Source organism: Bradyrhizobium sp. BTAi1, assembly GCF_000015165.1.
Lineage (GTDB): Bacteria > Pseudomonadota > Alphaproteobacteria > Rhizobiales > Xanthobacteraceae > Bradyrhizobium > Bradyrhizobium denitrificans.
The window spans coordinates 2186686-2204121 of sequence record NC_009485.1 but is presented as its reverse complement, the minus strand read 5'-3'; the positions used below and the strand labels follow the sequence as shown (position 1 = coordinate 2204121).

Here is a 17436-nt window from a genome sequence, read left to right as displayed (position 1 = left end):
CTGGGTGCGCCGCCGCAGCATGCGGTGTCGTCGCACCTCTTGAGCCGGCCGCAACAGCCGACGCGCCCGTTATTCCACGGAACATCAGGCCTGACTAGTCATATTATTTGACTGTAATACTTTTTGGCCTGCGCTGTAAGAAACCGCGCCTAAGCGCACAAAAAGCCCGCCAAGATATGGCGGGCCACTGTAGCAAAATCTGAAGTTGTATCCAGCCCCTCAGCGCAGGGCCGCTGCCGCGCGGGCACGCTGTTCGATCGCGGACCAGGCGCCGGCCGTGATGTCGGCCGCAGGCGCGATCCAGGAGCCGCCGAGCGCGACGACTTTCTTGTGCGCCAGCCACTGCGCCGCATTGCCGGCATTGATGCCGCCGGTCGGGCAGAAGCGCACGGTCGGGAATGGTCCACCCAGCGCATCGAGCGCGGCGAGGCCGCCGGCCGGCATTGCGGGGAAGAACTTGACCAGCTCGTAGCCGCGCGTGACACAGGCGATGAGATCGGACGGGGTCTGGACGCCCGGCGCAAACGGCAGCTCGCCTTCATTCGCGGCGTCCAGCAGGTCGATCGACAGGCCCGGACTGATCGCAAAGGCGGCCCCGAGCCTGGCGGCACGGTCATAGTCCGCGGGCGTCAGCACCGTTCCGATGCCGACCACGGCGTCCGGCACCTCCTCGATGATCGCGCGCGCGGCATCGAGACCGGCCTGCGTCCGCAACGTGATCTCGATGACCCGCAGGCCGCCGGCAATGAGGGCACGTGCCAGCGGCACCGCCTGCGCGGCGTCCTCGATCGTGATCACGGGGATCACCGGCGCGAGCGCTAGGATGCCAGCGAGCTTCGTACGCTTGTCCGGAATGCTCATCATGTTTCGCTCTGCACCAGAATGTCCTTCGGCATCGCCGCGCGCGGGATCACCGCGCCCGGCGACATGATCACGGCTCCGGCGAGCCGGTGGCCTGCGAGCGCGGCCTTGCGCGGCGGCACCCGATTGAGACGCGCGGCGAGATAGGCCGCATTGAAGGAATCGCCGGCCGCGGTCGTATCGACGGGCTGCATCACCTGCGGCGGCGTGATGTCGACCAGCACGCCGTCGGCGTCGATCAGGCAGCCGCGCGCGCCGCGCTTGACGACGATCTCCCTGACCCCTGCATCCTTGAAGCGGCGCAGGCTGACCGACACGTCGGAATCGCCGAACAGCATCTGTTCGTCCTCCAGCGTCGGCAGCGCCAGATCGACCAGCGGCAGGATCGCCCGGAACGCGCGTTGCGCCGCCTCGCGGCTGGGCCAACCGCGGGGCCGGTAATTGCCGTCAAACGCGACGCGCGCGCCGCGCTTGCGGGCCACCGTCAGGAGCTCGCGCAGCTTGGCCTTGCCGGTCTCGCTGTACAGCGACAGGCTGATGCCTGAGAGATAGATCAGGTCGAAGCGCGACAGCCGGTCGAGCATCGCGGGATCGGCGCGGTCGAACAATTCGCGAGCCGGGGCGCGGTCGCGCCAATAGAGGAAGCTGCGCTCGCCCTTGGCGTCGCGCTCGATCATATAGAGGCCGGGCACGCGACCATCGACCCGCAGCACCTCGGCGGTGTTGATGCCCTCCGCCTGCCATGCCGCCAGCATCATCGCGCTCAACGGATCGTCGCCGAGCGCAGTGACATAGGAGGTGGGCACGCCGAGCCGCGCCAGATAGAGCGCCGTGTTGAGCGTGTCGCCGCCGAAACCGCGCCGGAACAGACTTCCGTCCTCCTGCGCGAACTCCACCATGCACTCTCCGATGCAGGCGACTTTCATCGGCGTCGATCCATCCATCAAAACGTCAAATGAACCTTCATCGACCGGCTTCGATCGCTGGCGAGTTCGAAGGCGGCAATCGCCTCCTGGAACGGCAAGGTCGCGGAGATGAGCGGCTTCACATCCAGAAGCCCCTCGCCCATCAGCCGCAGCGCCAGCTCGAATTCGCGGTCGAAGCGGAAAGTGCCGCGCAATTGCAGCTCCTTCGTGACAAGCGTGTTAAGCGGCAGAGTCATTTCGCCACCGAGCCCGAGCTGCACGATGACGCCGCCCGGCCTCATCACGTCGAGCGCAGACCGCAGCGCGGACTGGTTGCCGGACGCCTCGAACAACACGTCAAACTGGCCCTTGCCGGCCCGCCACGGATCGAGCGCGGACGGCTCCGTCCCCACATTGAACGCGTGACTAGCACCGAGCCTGCCCGCAACCGCGAGTGGGGCATCGGCGACATCAGTGGTCACGATTTCGGCAGCTCCGCCGTACCGCGCAACCAGGATCGATAGCGCGCCGATCGGGCCGCAGCCCGTCACCAGCACACGCTTGCCGAGCAGCGAGCCGGCCTGATGCGCGGCATGAAGGCAGACCGACAGCGGCTCGGCCATCGCCGCCTCGCCGAGCGACAAAGACGGCGCGATCGGCACGGCCTGCGCGGCATCGACGGTGACATATTCGCGGAAGCCGCCCTGGATGTGGGGATCGCGCATCGCGCTGCCCATGAAGCGCATGTCCAGACATTGGTTGCGCAGCCCTTCGCGGCAATACGCACATTGTCCGCATGGCAGGCTCGGATTGACCGCAACGCGCGTGCCCTCCGACAGGCCGCTCACGCCGGCGCCGACCGCGGCCACGACGCCGGCAATCTCGTGCCCCAGCGCCATCGGCTGCTTGATGCGCACGGTGCCGAAGCCGCCGTGGTGGTAGTAGTGCAGATCGGAGCCGCAGATGCCGCCGGCCTCGATCTTGACCCGGACCTCGCCGGCCCCCGGCGCCGGATCGGGAAAGCTGTCGATGCGCAGATCCTTGGGCGCGTGAATGACGACCGCACGCATGGGGCCGGTTCTCCCTGTCTCGCCTTGTGCCCCGATCCTAGATCACGACAGGCTCATACCGGCAAGCGGTTGATGGCGGCAACGGCGGTCATCACGCCGCGGATCTCGGCCAGACCCTTGAGCCGCCCGACCAGCGGATAGCCGGGATGCGTGCCGCGACCGATGTCATCGGCAAGCTCATGGCCATGATCCGGCCGGAACGGGATGCGCCAATCCGGCTCGCCCCCGGCCTTGCGGCGGGCCTGCTCCTTGAGGAGCGTCGTGACGACGTTAACCATGTCGACATCGCCGCGCAGATGCTCCGCCTCCATGAACGAGCCGTCGAGCATCTTGGTAACGTTGCGCAGGTGCACGAAGCGGATGTGCGGGGCGAAGCGCTCGGCCAGCGCTGGAACATTGTTGTGGCCGCTGGCGCCGAGCGCCCCGGTGCAGAAGGTGATGCCGTTGGCCTTGGACGGGACGGCGTCGACGATGAACTGCAGATCGTCGGCCGACGACACCACCCGCGGCAGACCGAACAGGTCGCGCGGCGGATCGTCCGGATGGACGCACAGGTTCACACCACATTCCTCAGCCGTCGGCACCACCTCGCGCAGGAAGCGCGCGTAATTGGCACGCAGCTCGGCATGGCCGATGCCGCGATAGGTCTCCAGCATGCGGCGCAGGCCCGGCACGTCGTAGCGGTCGTAGGCGCCGGGAAGTCCGGCCATGATGGTCGCGAGCAGCCGGTCCTTGTCGGATTCGGATGCCTGCGCCACCCAGGCGCGGGCCCGGTCGAGCACATCGGAGGAAAACTCCGCCTCGGCCCCCGGACGCTGCAGGATGTAGCAATCGAATGCAGCGAGGCGATCCTGGTCGAAGCGCAGCGCGGTGGCCCCACCGGGAAGCCGAAACGCGAGCTCGGTGCGGGTCCAGTCGAGCACCGCCATGAAATTGTAGCAGACCGTGGTGATGCCGCAGGCCGCGAGGTTGCGCAGCGACTGGCGATAATTCTCGAACAGGGCGGTGAGATCGCCCTCGCCCAGCTTGATCGCCTCCGACACCGGCAGGCTCTCGACCACGCTCCAGCGCAGCCGCAGCGATGAATCGCCTTCGATCAGGCCGATGCGCTTGATGATCTCGTCGGTGCTCCACACCACACCATAGGGGATGTGGTGCAGCGCCGTCACGATGCCAGTCGCGCCGGTCTGGCGGACCTGCGGCAGAGTGATCGGATCATCGGGTCCGAACCAGCGCCACGTCTGTTCCATGTCTCTTACCTCTCAAAACTGAGCCGGCGCGATCAGCGCCGCCGCCGGGCCCGCGTCCGTGGCTCGGCCTGCGCCATCTCCTCCTGACGGGCAAAGATGCCGTCGGCGCGGCGGAACACCTCGCGCAGATGCCGTCGCATTGCCGCGACCGCCTGCGCCTCGTTGCAGGCCGCGAGCCCGTCCAGGATCTCCTGATGCTGCGCGATCAGGAGCGGAATATGGCCGGCGTCCTCGATCAGGGTCAGATGACGCACGCGGTCGAAATGGATCTTGGTCTGGCGGATCACCTGCCAGACATGCGGATGCCGGCTGGTACGGGCGATGGTCTGGTGGAACGCCTCGTCATGGGCGTAGAATTCGGCCGGCGTCGCTGCAGCCTTCTGCTTCTCGATCAGCTCGTTCAGCTCGCGCAACGAGGTCGCATCCATGTAGCGCACGGCCTCGGCGACCAGCGCGCATTCCAGATGCTCGCGGATGAACTGCGCCTCGCCAAAGGCCTCGCGCGAGACCGGGGCCACGACGCTGCCGCTCTGCGGATAGATGCGCACAAGGTCGACGTCGGCGAGCTTGATCAACGCCTCGCGCACGGGGGTGCGGCTGACGCCGAGACGCTCGCACAAATCGAGCTCGGCCATCGGCGTGCCCGGCGGCAGCGCGCCGGAAACGATGTCGTCGAGCAACCGCTCATAGACCTGGTCGGCGAGCCGCCGGCCGGCCTTGCCTTCCAGTCGCGTCAGCGGTGTCAGATCGTCATCCATGGCGGCAGCCTATCCGATTCACAGGAAGCCGATCGAGATCCATGGCAGGAACACGATCAGCAGCAGCGCGACCAGGAGCGCGGCGAGGTGCGGCCAGACATGGCGGATGACCTCGTCCGGCGAGGCGCGGCCGATGGCGCAGGCGAGGTAGAAGCCGACACCGAAAGGCGGCGTGAACAGGCCGAGCCCCATCGCGAACACCGCGATGATGGCGTAGTGGACCTCGTGCACGCCCATCATGCGCGCGATCGGAAACAACAGCGGCCCGAACAGCACCACGGCCGGCACGCCTTCGAGCACGCTGCCGAGCACCACGAAGGCGAGCGCAGAGATCAGCAGAAAGCCCCAGCGGCCGCCGGGAACGGCGACCATCATGTCGACGAGCTGCTGCGAGAAGCCGGATTGGGTCAGCGCCCAGGCCATGCCGGTGGCGGCACCGACCACCAGCAGGATCGCACCGGACAGCGAGGCCGTGTCGACCAGGATTGGATAGACCCGCTTCCAGTCGAATTGGCGATAAAAGAAGATGCCGACCAGCACCGTGTAGATGACGCCGATGGCGGCAACCTCGGTCGCGGTGGCGACGCCCTCGACCACCGCCGAGCGGATCACGATCGGCAGGCCGAGACCGGGAATGGCGATCGCGAACAGCTTAAGCCGCGTCCTGGCGTCGAAGCGCTGCGCGCCGCTCATGTCCTCCTTGCGGGTCTGCATGTAGACCACGACCGAGAGCGCGAGGAGGCCGACCACCGCGGGCAGCAGGCCACCGGTGAAGAGCGCGGCGATCGACACGCCGGTCACCGATCCCACCGTGATCAGCACGATCGAGGGCGGGATGGTCTCCGACATCACGGCCGAGGCCGACAGCAGCGAGACCAGATCGCCCTCGCGGCTGCCGCGCTGCTTCATCTCCGGAAACAGCGCCGGCGCGACCGCAGCCATGTCGGCCGCCTTGGCGCCGGAGATGCCCGAGACCAGGTACATTGCGCCGAGCAGCACATATTGCAGGCCGCCGCGCAGATGACCGATCAGCGAGACCAGAAACAGGATCATTGCGCGCGCCAGGCCGGCGATCTCGATCAGCGCGCCGAGCAGCACGAACATCGGCACCGCCAGCAGCACCATGTGCGACATGCCCTCGCTGACGCGGCCGGGCACGATCAGCACCGGCACCGTCGTGCTGAAATGCAGGTAGGCCACGGTGGCGAGCAGAAAGGTGAAGGCAATGGGCGTACCGATCACCATGGCGGCTGCGACGAGAACGAAGAAGAAGATGAACAGATTGGTGTTGCCGAGATCCTCCAGGACAGGCGCGGCCGCGTAGAGCGCCCCGGCGCCCGCGAGCACCAGCGCCAGCGCGCCGATGATCTGCGGCAGGCTCGCCTGCTGGACGAGCCGCTCGACCGCCGTGAGCAGCATCAGCAGCACGCCGACCAGCATCGCTCCTTCGCGAAAACCTTCGCTGATCTCCAGCACCGGCATCTGGCTGATCATGTGGCTGTCGAGATGATGCCAGGACGGCATCACCAGCGCGGCTAGCACGGTGCAGACCAGCATCAGGCCGAGCGCATCGGTGCGCGCCCGCCACGCCGGCGACAAATTGCGCACGAACGCGGTCAGCCGCATGTGCTCGGAGCGACGCAGCGCCACGACCGCGCCCAGCATCGCCAGCCACACGAACAGCACGGTGGCGAGTTCGTCCGACCAGATCAGCGGCGCGTTGAAGACGTAGCGCGCGGCCGTCGCCGCGCCGAGCAGGACCAGCTCGGCGACGACGAGCGCTGCCGCCAGCGCCTCGACGGTCCGGCCGAGCACATGGTCGAACCGCGCGAACGCGCCATGCGACGGCACGGAGGTCGTCGCTGTCATCTCAACGGCCATTGCATCCTCCCGCAGATTGCTGGCGTGTCCGCGCGCTGTGCCGGTCTCAGAGCTGGCCGACCGACTTCTCGAGCAGGCTCCAGGCCTCGGCACCGAACTTGGTCTTCCACTCGGAATAGAAGCCGGCGGTGCGCAGCGCGTCGCGGAACGGCTTGGTATCGACCTTGTTGAAGGCGATGCCGGCGGCCTGCATCTCGGCCTGCGCCTTCTCGTTGAAGCTCTGGATGTCCTGCCGCTCCTTCACCGCCGCATCCGACAGCGCCGCGGTGATGGCGTCGCGCACGTCGGCCGGCAAACCGCTCCAGCGCGTGGCATTGGCGAAGATGTGATGGCCGTCCCAGATGTGGCCGGACAGCGCGATGAACTTCTGCACCTCGTAGAGCTTGGCGCTCTGGATCAGCGCCAGCGGATTCTCCTGGCCGTCGACGATGCGGGTCTGCAAGGCGGCATAGAGCTCGCCGAAATTGATCGGCGTCGGTGCGGCGCCCAGCGTCTTGAACAAGGTCACCCACAGCGGATTGCCGGGCACGCGGATCTTGAAGCCCTTAAGGTCGTCCGGCGACGTGATCGGCTTGGCGCCGGAGGTGATGTTGCGGTAGCCGTTGTCGAGGCATTTCGGCAGCACGTGCAGGCCGACCTTGGCAAACTCGCCACGCACATGGTTGCCGAGATCGCCATCCATCGCCGACCACACCTGGTCGTAGCTCTCGAACGCGAAGGCGACCGCATTGATGCCGCCGATCGGCACCACCGTCTGGTTCACGCCTGACGTCGACATGAAGTCGAGCGCGCCAGAGCGGACTTGCGAGAACATGTCGGGCTCGCTGCCGAGCTGGCTGTTCGGATAGACCTGCAGATCGACCAGGCCGTTTGTCTGCTTCTTGATCAGCTCGGACGCCTCGATGATTCTGATGACGCCGGGATGGGTGGCGGGAAACGCCGTGCCGTAGCGCAGGCGATATTTGGCCGATTGCGCCTGCGCGGACCCGAACGCCAGAGCCGAGGCCCCTGCGAGCGCGGAGCCGACGAAGCGGCGACGGGACATGGATGTGGCTGACGACATTGGCAAACCTCCCCTGCCGGCCCGCTTGGGAGCCTTTTGTATGTCATTCCGATCCCTTCAGCCTATAATGGATACCAAAATACGTTTCAATAGATAACTTGTATCCAAGTTTTGAGATTGCTATACGACGCGGGCTCACGGTCGAGATGAGCCTCGGGGATGGAGGAACGCGTGAAGAGCCTGGTGGTGGAGCGGCCCGGCCGCCTGTCGATCGAAACCCGCGCCATCCCTGAACCTGCGAGCGGCGAGATCCGCATCAAGGTCGAACGCGCCGGCATCTGCGGCTCAGACATCCACATCCTTCACGGCAGCAATCCGTTCGCGCGCTATCCGCGCGTGATCGGCCATGAATTCTTCGGCCGCATCGACAAGCTCGGCGATGGTGTGCACGCCCGGCTCGGGGCCCGCATCGTGGTCGATCCCGTGGTCGCCTGCGGCACCTGCTATCCCTGCTCGGTCGGCCGCCCCAATGTCTGCGCGCAGCTTGCCGTGCTCGGCGTGCACCGCGACGGCGGCTTCTCTGAATATGCCTGCGTGCCGGCCGAGAACGCGCACCTGCTGCCGGACAGCGTCGGCGACGACCAGGCGCCGCTGGTCGAGCCGTTCTCGATCGCCGCCAACATCACCGACCACACAAGCGTGTTCGCGTCCGATATCGCGCTGGTCTACGGCGCGGGACCGATCGGGCTGACCGTGATCCAGGTGCTCAAGCACGTCTACGGCGTCAAGGAGCTGATCGTCACCGACCGCATCGATCAACGGCTCGAGGCGGCCCGGAACAACGGCGCCGACCGCGTCATCAACACGGCACAGACCGCCCTGCCCGCAGCCCTCGCGGACGCCGGTGTGACGCCGACGCTGATCATCGATGCCGCCTGCCATCCGTCCATTCTCGCTGAGGCCATCGAGATCGCCTCACCCGCCGCGCGGATCGGGCTGCTCGGCTTCTCGGCCGAGCCCTCGACCATCGTGCAGCAGAAGGTCACGGCGAAGGAGCTCGCGATCCACGCGTCCCGGCTGAACAGCGGCAAGTTCGCCAAGGTGATCGACTGGTTCGCTAGCGGCACATTGCAGCCGGAGCGGCTGATCACCCACCGCTTCGGGCTCGATGACTACGCGATCGCGTTCGACACGTTCGAGCACAATCCAACCGAATGCTGCAAAGTGCAGCTGATCTTCTGAAGTCCCAGCATGGACCGCCTCAGCCCTTCAACGCTCCATCGCCTGCCCTCCGGCGTTCTCAAGCCGGATTACGATCGCGCGGCGGTCGCAACCGGCATCGTCCATCTCGGCCTCGGCGCGTTTCATCGCGGCCATCAAGCCGTCTACACCGACGCGCTGCTCAAGAACGATCCGCGCTGGGGCATCCTCGGCGTCTCCCTGCGCTCGCGGGATACGCGCGACGCGCTGCAGCCGCAGGCCGGCCTCTACAGCGTGACGGCGAGCGACGGCAGCGGACAGCAGCGGCGCGTCGTCGGCGCGCTCACCGGGCTTGCCGTGGCGCCGGACGATCCAGCGGGCCTGCTCGCGCGCCTCGCAGATCCCGCCGTGCGCATCGTCTCCACCACCGTGACCGAAAAGGGCTACAGCCACGATCCCGCGACCGGCGCGCTGCGCGCTGATGATCCCGACATCCGTCACGACATTCTCAATCTCACGCATCCCCGCAGCACGCTCGGATTCATCGTCGGCGGCCTGCGGCTACGGCGGCAACAGGGTCTGCCGCCCTATGCCGTGCTGGCCTGCGACAACCTTCCGGCCAACGGCCACACGTTGCGCGGCCTCGCCATCGCCTTCGCCGAGTTGGTCGACCGCGATCTCGCCCGGTGGATCGCGGACGAGGTCCACTTTCCCTCGACCATGGTCGATCGCATCGTGCCCGCCACCACCGATGTCGACCGGGATGAGGTCCGCGCCGCGCTCGGCCTGGACGATGCCTGGCCTGTCGTCACCGAGCCGTTCAGCCAATGGGTGATCGAGGATGATTTCGGCAGCGACCGTCCGGCCTGGGACGCGAGTGGCGCGCAATTCGTGCGCGACGTCGCGCCGTTCGAGCTGATGAAGCTGCGGCTGCTCAACGGCGCGCATTCGACCATCGCCTATCTCGGCTATCTCATGGGCTGCCAGACCGTGGCCGCGGCGATGGCCGAGCCTGAGCTCGCCGGGCTCGTCGCGGGCATGATGCGCGAGGAGGTCACGCCGATTTTGCCCGCGCTCGGCGGCTTCGACGTCACAGCCTATCGCGCCGCGCTGCTGCAACGATTCCGCAATCCCGCACTCAAGCACCTGACAGCGCAGATCGCGATGGACGGCTCGCAGAAGCTGCCGCAGCGCCTGCTTGGCACCATCAGCGACCGCCTCGCCCGCGGCCTGCCGATCACCCGCCTCGCGCTCGCCGTGGCCGGATGGATGCGCTATGTCAGCGGCACCGACGAACAAGGCCAGCCGATCGCGCTGCGTGATCCGCTGGCTGTAAAGCTGCGGGCGCTGGCGGATGACGCCGGCCCGGTCGCGAACCGGCTCGCGCCGGCGTTGTTGTCGGTCACGCCGGTGTTCGGCCACGAGTTGCCGAACGATCCGCGGTTCGCGCGTACAGTTGAGGCAGCGCTCGATCACCTCTTTCTGAATGGAACCCGTGCGACGGTCGAGCAGATCCTGCAAAACGCAGGCTGACGTCACGCCGGCTTTGACGGACGAACGCGCGACCTCCGCCGCGAACTACACGTTCGGCAGCAGCTTGCCCGGGTTCATCAGCCCGTGCGGATCGAGCGTGCGCTTGAGCTGTTGCATCAGCTCCAATTCGAGGGGCGGCTTGCACAGCGGCATCTCCGACATGCGGAGCTGGCCGATGCCGTGCTCGGCGCTGATCGAGCCGCGGCGGCGGGTGATCTCGTCGTGGACGAGGCGGGTGATGCGCGGGCCGTGGCCAGAGAACGCGTCCTCCGTCATGGCGAGCGGACACATCAGATTGTAGTGCAGGTTGCCATCGCCGAGATGGCCGAACACCATGGGACGGATGCCGGGCAGCGCGGCGTCGACCGCTGCGTCCATCACCTTGACGAAATCGGCGATCTCGGCGACCGGCACGGCGATGTCATGCTTGAGCGCCTTGCCCTCGCGCACCAGCGCTTCCGACACGCTTTCGCGCACGCGCCAGAACGCCTTGGCCTGCGTGCCGTCCTGCGCGACGACGGCGTCGGAGGCCAGCCCCTCCGCCATCGCGTCGGCCAGCGTGGTTTCGAGCCGGGCCGCGAGCGTCGGCTCGTCGCTGATGTCGCTCAGCTCGATCAGCACGGCCGCGCTGGGAAGCGCGTCGAATGGCAGCCTCGTATCGGGAATCTGGCGCAGGATCATGTCGAGCGTCGCCGACGTCAGGAATTCGAACGCCGTGAGGCGGTCGCCGCAATGGCTGCGGGAGAGGCGCAGCAGTTTGAGCGCGGCCGCCGCATCGGCCACTGCGACAAACGCAGTGGCGCGCGCGGTCGGCTGCGCAAACAGCTTGAGCACGGCGCCCGTGATGATGCCGAGCGTCCCTTCGGAGCCGATGAACAGATCGCGCAGCGCGTAGCCGGTGTTGTCCTTGCGCAAGGCCCGCAGGCCGTCCCAGATCCGCCCGTCCGGCAGCACCACTTCGAGGCCGAGCGTCAGTTCGCGCATCACGCCATAGCGCAGCACGGCGACGCCGCCGGCGTTGGCCGCAAGATTGCCGCCGACCGTGCAACTGCCCTCGGAGCCGAGGCTGAGCGGAAACAGCAGGCCGGCATCCCGCGCGGCGTCCTGAACCTTGGCCAGCACCGCGCCGGCATCGACGACGACGGTCTGACCGATCGGATCGATCTTGCGAATCCGGTTCATCCGCGACAGCGACAGCACGATCGCCTGGCCGCTCGCATCCGGCGTCGCGCCGCCGGACAGGCTCGTGTGACCTCCTTGCGGCACCACGGCGACACGGGCCGCCGCGCAGGCGGCCATCACGGCCGCCACCTCCGCGGTCGATCCCGGCCGCACCACCGCCAGCGCCGTCCCATGATACTTGCCGAGCCAGTCGCGCAGATAAGGCGCCTGATCCTCGACTGCGTCGAGAACATGCGCGGCGCCGACGGCGTTCTGCAGCCTGGAAATCAGCTCCGTCATGGTCAGCGCTTCAGCCTTTCGAGTGGGAGGGATGGCGACGGCCGCAAACTAACAGGCCCGCCGATCGCGGCCCCAATACCAAGTTGTCGGCCCTCCATAATCGATTGTTATGGGGGGCGCTCAGGCCGGCGCCGGGGCGATATGCGGAACCGCATCGACCAGCTCGCGCGTGTAGTCAGTCTGCGGGTTGGCGAACAAGGCCCGGCTTTCGCCCTGCTCGACGATGACGCCGGTACGCAGCACGATGGTGCGATCGCACATCATGCGCACGACGTTGAGATCGTGGCTGACAAACAGGAAAGCGAGATTGTCCTCACGCCTGAGCTTGTTGAGGAGCTGCAGCACCACCGCCTGCACGGAGACGTCGAGCGCCGCGGTCGGCTCGTCCAGCACCAGCAGGCGCGGCTTGCAGGCGATGGCGCGGGCAATGCCGACGCGCGCCTTCTGGCCGCCGGACAGCTGATGCGGAAAGCGCGACAGCAGCTCCCGCGGCAGCCCCACACGGTCAGCGCATTCCTCGACCCGCTGGCGCAGCTTGTCGCCGCTGCGCATATTCATCAGCCGCAGCAGCGGATGCGCGATGCAGTCGAACGCCGTGTAGCGCGGATTGAGGCTGTCGTTCGGATCCTGGAAGACGATCTGGATGTCCCTGCGCAGCTCGGAACGGTGGAAGTCGCGCGCAGGGATCTGGCCGATCGACTGGCCGTCGAACAGGATCTCGCCGGCGCTGGCGTCGATCAGGCGGCAGATCATGCGCGACGTCGTGCTCTTGCCGGAGCCGCTCTCGCCGACCAGGCCGACGCTCTCGCCACCGCGCATGGTCATCGAGAAATCAGCAACGCCGACCGTGCCGTCGTCGAAACGCTTGCTGACAGCCTTGACATCGAGCAGCAGCGGCGTGCCGTGCGGCGGCGGCAGCTCCGTCACCGCGACCAGCGGAATCCTCTCGCCATCAGGCACCAGGTCCTCGATGCGCGAGGTCGCCGTCGGCGAGGCCGCAACCAGCCGCCGGGTGTAGGGGTGCTGCGGCCGGTGGAACAGCGTCAGCGGCTCGGCCTCCTCGACCAGCCTGCCCTGCTCCATCACCACGACGCGCGCGCAATAGCGCGCGGCCAGCCCGAGGTCATGCGTGATCAGGATCGTCGCCATGCCGCGGTCGGCGGCGATCCTGGCGAGCAGGTCCATCACCACCTTCTGCGTTGTGACGTCGAGGCCGGTGGTCGGCTCGTCGGCGATAAGCAGTGATGGATTGCAGGAGATCGCGACCGCGATCATCACGCGCTGGCACATGCCGCCCGACAATTCGTGCGGATAGGCGCCCATGCGCCGCTCGGGATCGCGGATCTGCACGGCCTTGAGCAGGCTCAGCGCCTCGGCCTGCGCCTCCGCCCGTGACAGCCGCCGATGCGCGAGGATCGCGTCCGCAATCTGCTGGCCGACGGTGCGGATCGGATTGAGTGCCGCGCGCGGGTTCTGGAAGATCATCGCCATCGCAGCCCCATGCAGGCTGCGCAGATCGGCGCCGCCGGCGCGGGTGATGTCCTGCCCCTTGAAGCGGATCAGGCCCTCGGTGATGTGGCCGGCCCTGTCGAGCAGATGGGTGATGGCAAAGCCGGTCACCGATTTGCCGGAGCCGCTCTCGCCGACCAGCCCGAGCATCTCGCCGGGCTGCAGCGACAGCGACACGCCGCGCACGGCCTCAACGAGACCGCGGCGGGTCGAGAAGGTCACCTTGAGGTTCTCGACCTCGAGCAGCGGCTGTGTGCTTTCTGATCCGATCACGTTCTCATCCTCGGATCGAGGATGTCGCGTAAACCGTCGCCGAGCAGGTTGAAGCACAGCACCGCGCTCATCAGGGCGAGGCCGGGAAATGCCACCAGCCACCAGCGTCCGGTCGAGATGAAGCGGGCGCCCTCGGCGACCATGATGCCCCATTCCGGCGTCGGCGGCTTGACGCCGAGGCCGATGAAGGAGAGGCCCGCCGCATTGAGGATCGCCCAGCCGAGATTGAGCGACATCTGCACCGCCATCGCCGGCAGCACGTTCGGCAGCAGGAACCGCAGCACAACGGCGACATGGCTCTCGCCGCAGGCGCGCGCGGCCTCGACCCAGCCGAGATTGCGGCGGATGTTCACCTCGGCACGCGCGAAGCGGATGTAGAACGGCAAATTGATGATCGCGGTCGCGATCACGATGTTCTCGACCCTGTTGCCGAGCGCAGCAACCATCGCCATCGCCAGCACGAACAGCGGGAACGCCATCAGCACGTCGACGAAGCGGCCAACCGCATTGTCGAGCCGGCCGCCGGCATAACCGCAGAGCGCGCCGACGACCGAGCCGAGCGCAAAGGACACGGCGACCGCGGTCACCGCGATGGTGAGATCGAGCCGGCTGGCGACGATCAGGCGGCTCAGCACGTCGCGGCCGAGCTGGTCGGTGCCGAACCAGTGCGCGGCGCTTGGCGGCTGCAGCGCCGCCGAGACCTCGGAGGCGATGGGATCGTAAGGCGTGAGCCACGGCGCTGATATCGCGAGCAGCGCCAGCAGCAGCGCGCCAGCGGCCGCGATCGCCGTGACCGGATTGCCGCGCAGCACGAAGGCGGTGTGGCGCAAGGTGGATGAGGTCTCGATCGTGCTCATGTGCAATCGCTCATGCCACCGTCGCCCGGGGATCGGCGATACCGTAGAGCACATCGACCAGGAGATTGACGATCACGAAGATGGTCGCCATCAGCAGCACGAAACCCTGCACCGGCGCATAGTCCGACACCAGCAGCGCATCGAGCGCGTAGGAGGCGACGCCTGGCCAGGAGAACACCTTCTCCACCAGGACATTGGCGCCGAGCATGGTCGAGAACACGATGCCGGCAATGGTGATGACAGGCAGGATCGCGTTGCGCAGCGCATAGGTGACGACGATCCGCCACCAGGACAGCCCGACCGAGCGCGCGGTGCGGACGAAATCACTGCCGAGCGAGACCAGCATCGAGGCCCGGGTGATGCGCGCCAGCGGCGCGATCACGAACAGCGCCATGGTCAGCGCTGGCAGCATCAGCTGCCGCGCCGCCGCCCACCAGCCGTCGAGATCGCCCGCGAGAAGGAAGTCGATGATCAGGAAGCCAGTGCGCGATGGCGGCAGAGTGGCGAAGATGTCGATACGCCCGGTCGGATCCGGCGCGAAACCGAGCAGATAATAGAACACGTAGATCAGCAGCAGGCCGGAGACGAAGGTCGGCACGCAGACGCCGAGCGAGCAGAACAGCCGCACGCCGTGATCGACCAGCGATCCCGGCCGCAACGCCGCGAGCACGCCGAGCGGCACCGCGGTGACCAGCGCAATCAGCAACGCTGTCAATGTCAGCTCGAGCGAGGCCGGCAGCCGCTCCTTGAGGTCCTTGGCGACCGCCTGCCCAGTCATCATCGAGCGGCCGAGATTGCCGCGGCCGACGTCGTAGAGATAGATCGCGAGCTGGTTCGGCAGCGGCTTGTCGAGCCCGAGCTGCCGGCGGATCACCTCGATCTCCTCCTTGCCGGCATTCGGGCCGGAGGCGAAGAACACGGCCGGATCGCCCGGCAGTACGCGCATCAAGAGGAAGGTGAAGACCAGGACACCGAACAGCGCCGGCAGCGACGAGACGAAGCGTCGTCCCGCCCGCAGCAAAGTTGCGCCGATCGTGCCCATGGATCTACCTTCTGTCCCAAGCCATCGTTATCGAACACAGGCGCCCGCCACGATCTCCCACCTCTCCCCAGCGGGGAGAGGTCGCGCCGCAAGCGCGGCTAAGGGGCGCCACGGCAAACACTCTCAACCAGATCCCTCACCCGTGCCGGCGCACCAGATCGACCCGAACTGCGTTTGTCGTCCTACTTGCGGCTCAGGTTACGATAATCGACCTGCCGCGTGAACTGGTAGACATAGCCGTCCACCGTCGGCTGCATCACAGCGTCCTGCGCCGCCTGCCAGATCGGGATCTGGAACATCTGGTCGAAATGGATGGCGTTGAGCGCCTTGCCCTGCTCCTCATATTTCGCCTTGTCGGCCTCGAAGCGCGCCTCCTGCGCGATCTTCTCCAGCTCGGCATTGTCGGTCGAGGAGTAGTTCCAGCGCTGCTTGCCGGTGTAGAAGTTGCGATAGAAATAGTCCGTCGAGGGCAGCCAGGCGACGATGCCTTCGATGAAGAAGGGCAGCTTCTTCTCGTTGATCGCCGTCGACATCTGCGCATCGGGCAGCTTCTGGATGTCGACCTTGATGCCGATCTTGCCGAGCTGCTCCTTCACGAGCGCCGCCATCGGCTCGGCGGTTGCGGCCTGGCCGACATTGAAGCTGAAGGTGGTCGAGAAGCCATCGGGCATGCCGGCCTCCTTCAGATAGGCCTTGGCCTTCTCCAGATCGAGCTTGATCGGCTGCGGGATCGGATAACCGCCGCTCGGCGGCTTGCCGTCGGCCCAGGTCGCGCCGTACAGCGGCGCGCCGCGGCCGAACAACGCCGCCTTGAACATGTCGTCATAGGGCAGCGCAAAAGCGATGGCGCGGCGCACATTGACGTTGTCAAACGGCGGGATGGTGTTGTTCATCGAGATGAAGGTCACCGCATTGTATTGCGGCGTCGAGATCACCTTCAGCTTACCCTTGCCTTCCAGCGACTGCACGTCGCTCGCCTGCAGGTCGATGACGAGATCGGCATCGCCGCGCTCGACGAGATTGGCGCGCGTCGCCGGCTCCGGCACCGACTGGATGATCAGGCGCTTGAATGCCGCCGGCTTGTCCGGCGTGCCGCGGTTCCAGGCCTCGTTGCGCTTCGCGATCACCTGCTCGCCGGGCTTGAACGTCTCGACGATGTAGGCGCCGCTGCCGGCCGCGTTCTCCTTGGTCCAGTTCAGCGCCCACGGATCCTCGGCGGTCGCGTGGGCCTTGGCGAGCTTGGAGTTGATGATGATCGGATAGACGGTCGCCAGATTCGGCAGCGCCAGCTTGTCCGGCTTGGGCAGCGTTACCTCGATCGTCAACGGGTCGATCACCTTGAACTGATCGGCCGACGTCAGCGAGCCCGTCAGCAGCTGCGCCTTGCCGAGGATCGGCGCGGTGACGCAGCGGTCGAGCGACCATTTGACGTCCTCGGCCGTGACCGGCGAGCCGTCCTGGAACTTGGCATCGGGGCGCAGCTTGAAGGTGATCTTCAGGCCGTCGGCGCTGACGGAATAGGATTCGGCGAGTTCGCCGGTGATCGTGTCCAGATCGAACACCCACTTACCATTGAGCAGCTTGCGGCCGAACGACACCAGCCGGTCGTAGCTCGACATCGACAGCGCAAAGGCCTCGCGCGTCGAGCCCGGAATGTTCGGATCAAGCGTGTTGACGGTGGCGCCGGTGACGTAGCGCAGGGTTTCGGCGCGGCTCTGCGCAAAGGCTGAAGGCGCGGCCAGCGTCACGGCGAGCAAGGCAGTCGCCGCAAATAACGAACGTTTAGACATTTCGATACTCATCGCCCCTGTTCCCCTGTTAGTCTCAAAATCC

14 protein-coding genes are annotated in these 17436 nt (G+C 66.8%); 2 read left to right on the top strand and 12 right to left on the bottom strand.

All coding sequences use genetic code 11. The features are described from left to right. Window positions 1-219 precede the first annotated feature (219 nt). From eda to BBTA_RS09875, 7 genes are read right to left on the bottom strand one after another with little or no spacing between them, the layout of a single operon-like run. A complete protein-coding gene (gene eda / locus BBTA_RS09905; protein ID WP_012042343.1) occupies window positions 220-864 on the bottom strand; it encodes a bifunctional 4-hydroxy-2-oxoglutarate aldolase/2-dehydro-3-deoxy-phosphogluconate aldolase in 645 nt (214 codons plus the stop codon). Then, window positions 861-1757: a sugar kinase gene (locus BBTA_RS09900; RefSeq protein WP_012042342.1), complete on the bottom strand. Its 897-nt coding sequence runs from the start codon at window positions 1755-1757 to the stop codon at window positions 861-863. The genes eda and BBTA_RS09900 overlap by 4 nt, the downstream gene beginning before the upstream one ends. 47 nt (window positions 1758-1804) lie before the next feature. Further along, window positions 1805-2836, bottom strand: a complete 1032-nt coding sequence (locus BBTA_RS09895) for an L-idonate 5-dehydrogenase (protein WP_012042341.1) — start codon at window positions 2834-2836, stop codon at window positions 1805-1807. A gap of 53 nt (window positions 2837-2889) precedes the next feature. Continuing rightward, entirely contained in the window at window positions 2890-4086 is a 1197-nt protein-coding gene (uxuA, locus tag BBTA_RS09890; protein ID WP_012042340.1) for a mannonate dehydratase, read from the bottom strand. A gap of 32 nt (window positions 4087-4118) precedes the next feature. Then, window positions 4119-4844: a GntR family transcriptional regulator gene (locus BBTA_RS09885; RefSeq protein ID WP_012042339.1), complete on the bottom strand. Its 726-nt coding sequence runs from the start codon at window positions 4842-4844 to the stop codon at window positions 4119-4121. A gap of 18 nt (window positions 4845-4862) precedes the next feature. Then, window positions 4863-6725: a TRAP transporter large permease subunit gene (locus BBTA_RS09880; protein WP_012042338.1), complete on the bottom strand. Its 1863-nt coding sequence runs from the start codon at window positions 6723-6725 to the stop codon at window positions 4863-4865. Between the two features lie 46 nt (window positions 6726-6771). Further along, the gene (locus tag BBTA_RS09875; RefSeq protein ID WP_012042337.1) at window positions 6772-7788 is read right to left on the bottom strand and encodes a TRAP transporter substrate-binding protein; all 1017 of its coding nucleotides are present in this window, start codon (window positions 7786-7788) and stop codon (window positions 6772-6774) included. Between the two features lie 159 nt (window positions 7789-7947). On the opposite strand from BBTA_RS09875, the gene BBTA_RS09870 reads away from it, so the two are divergent. Together BBTA_RS09870 and BBTA_RS09865 are read left to right on the top strand one after the other, a co-directional pair. Then, a complete protein-coding gene (locus BBTA_RS09870) occupies window positions 7948-8970 on the top strand; it encodes a Zn-dependent oxidoreductase (RefSeq protein WP_012042336.1) in 1023 nt (340 codons plus the stop codon). A gap of 9 nt (window positions 8971-8979) precedes the next feature. Further along, window positions 8980-10461 (top strand): mannitol dehydrogenase family protein, encoded by a 1482-nt coding sequence (locus BBTA_RS09865; RefSeq protein ID WP_012042335.1) that lies wholly within the window; start codon window positions 8980-8982, stop codon window positions 10459-10461. 45 nt (window positions 10462-10506) lie between these two features. On the opposite strand, the gene BBTA_RS09860 is transcribed toward BBTA_RS09865, so the two are convergent. From BBTA_RS09860 to BBTA_RS09840, 5 genes are all read right to left on the bottom strand, one after another. Then, window positions 10507-11922: an FAD-binding oxidoreductase gene (locus BBTA_RS09860; protein ID WP_012042334.1), complete on the bottom strand. Its 1416-nt coding sequence runs from the start codon at window positions 11920-11922 to the stop codon at window positions 10507-10509. A 120-nt stretch (window positions 11923-12042) separates the two neighbouring features. Continuing rightward, entirely contained in the window at window positions 12043-13677 is a 1635-nt protein-coding gene (gene nikE / locus BBTA_RS09855; protein ID WP_172235610.1) for an ABC transporter ATP-binding protein, read from the bottom strand. 23 nt (window positions 13678-13700) lie between these two features. Then, window positions 13701-14561 carry an ABC transporter permease gene (locus BBTA_RS09850; protein ID WP_012042332.1) on the bottom strand — a complete coding sequence of 287 codons (861 nt, stop codon included), beginning with the start codon at window positions 14559-14561 and terminating at the stop codon, window positions 13701-13703. A 10-nt stretch (window positions 14562-14571) separates the two neighbouring features. Continuing rightward, window positions 14572-15603 carry an ABC transporter permease gene (locus BBTA_RS09845; RefSeq protein ID WP_012042331.1) on the bottom strand — a complete coding sequence of 344 codons (1032 nt, stop codon included), beginning with the start codon at window positions 15601-15603 and terminating at the stop codon, window positions 14572-14574. 182 nt (window positions 15604-15785) lie between these two features. Continuing rightward, window positions 15786-17405, bottom strand: coding sequence for an ABC transporter substrate-binding protein (locus BBTA_RS09840; protein ID WP_012042330.1), 1620 nt, complete (start codon window positions 17403-17405; stop codon window positions 15786-15788). Window positions 17406-17436: the final 31 nt, after the last annotated feature.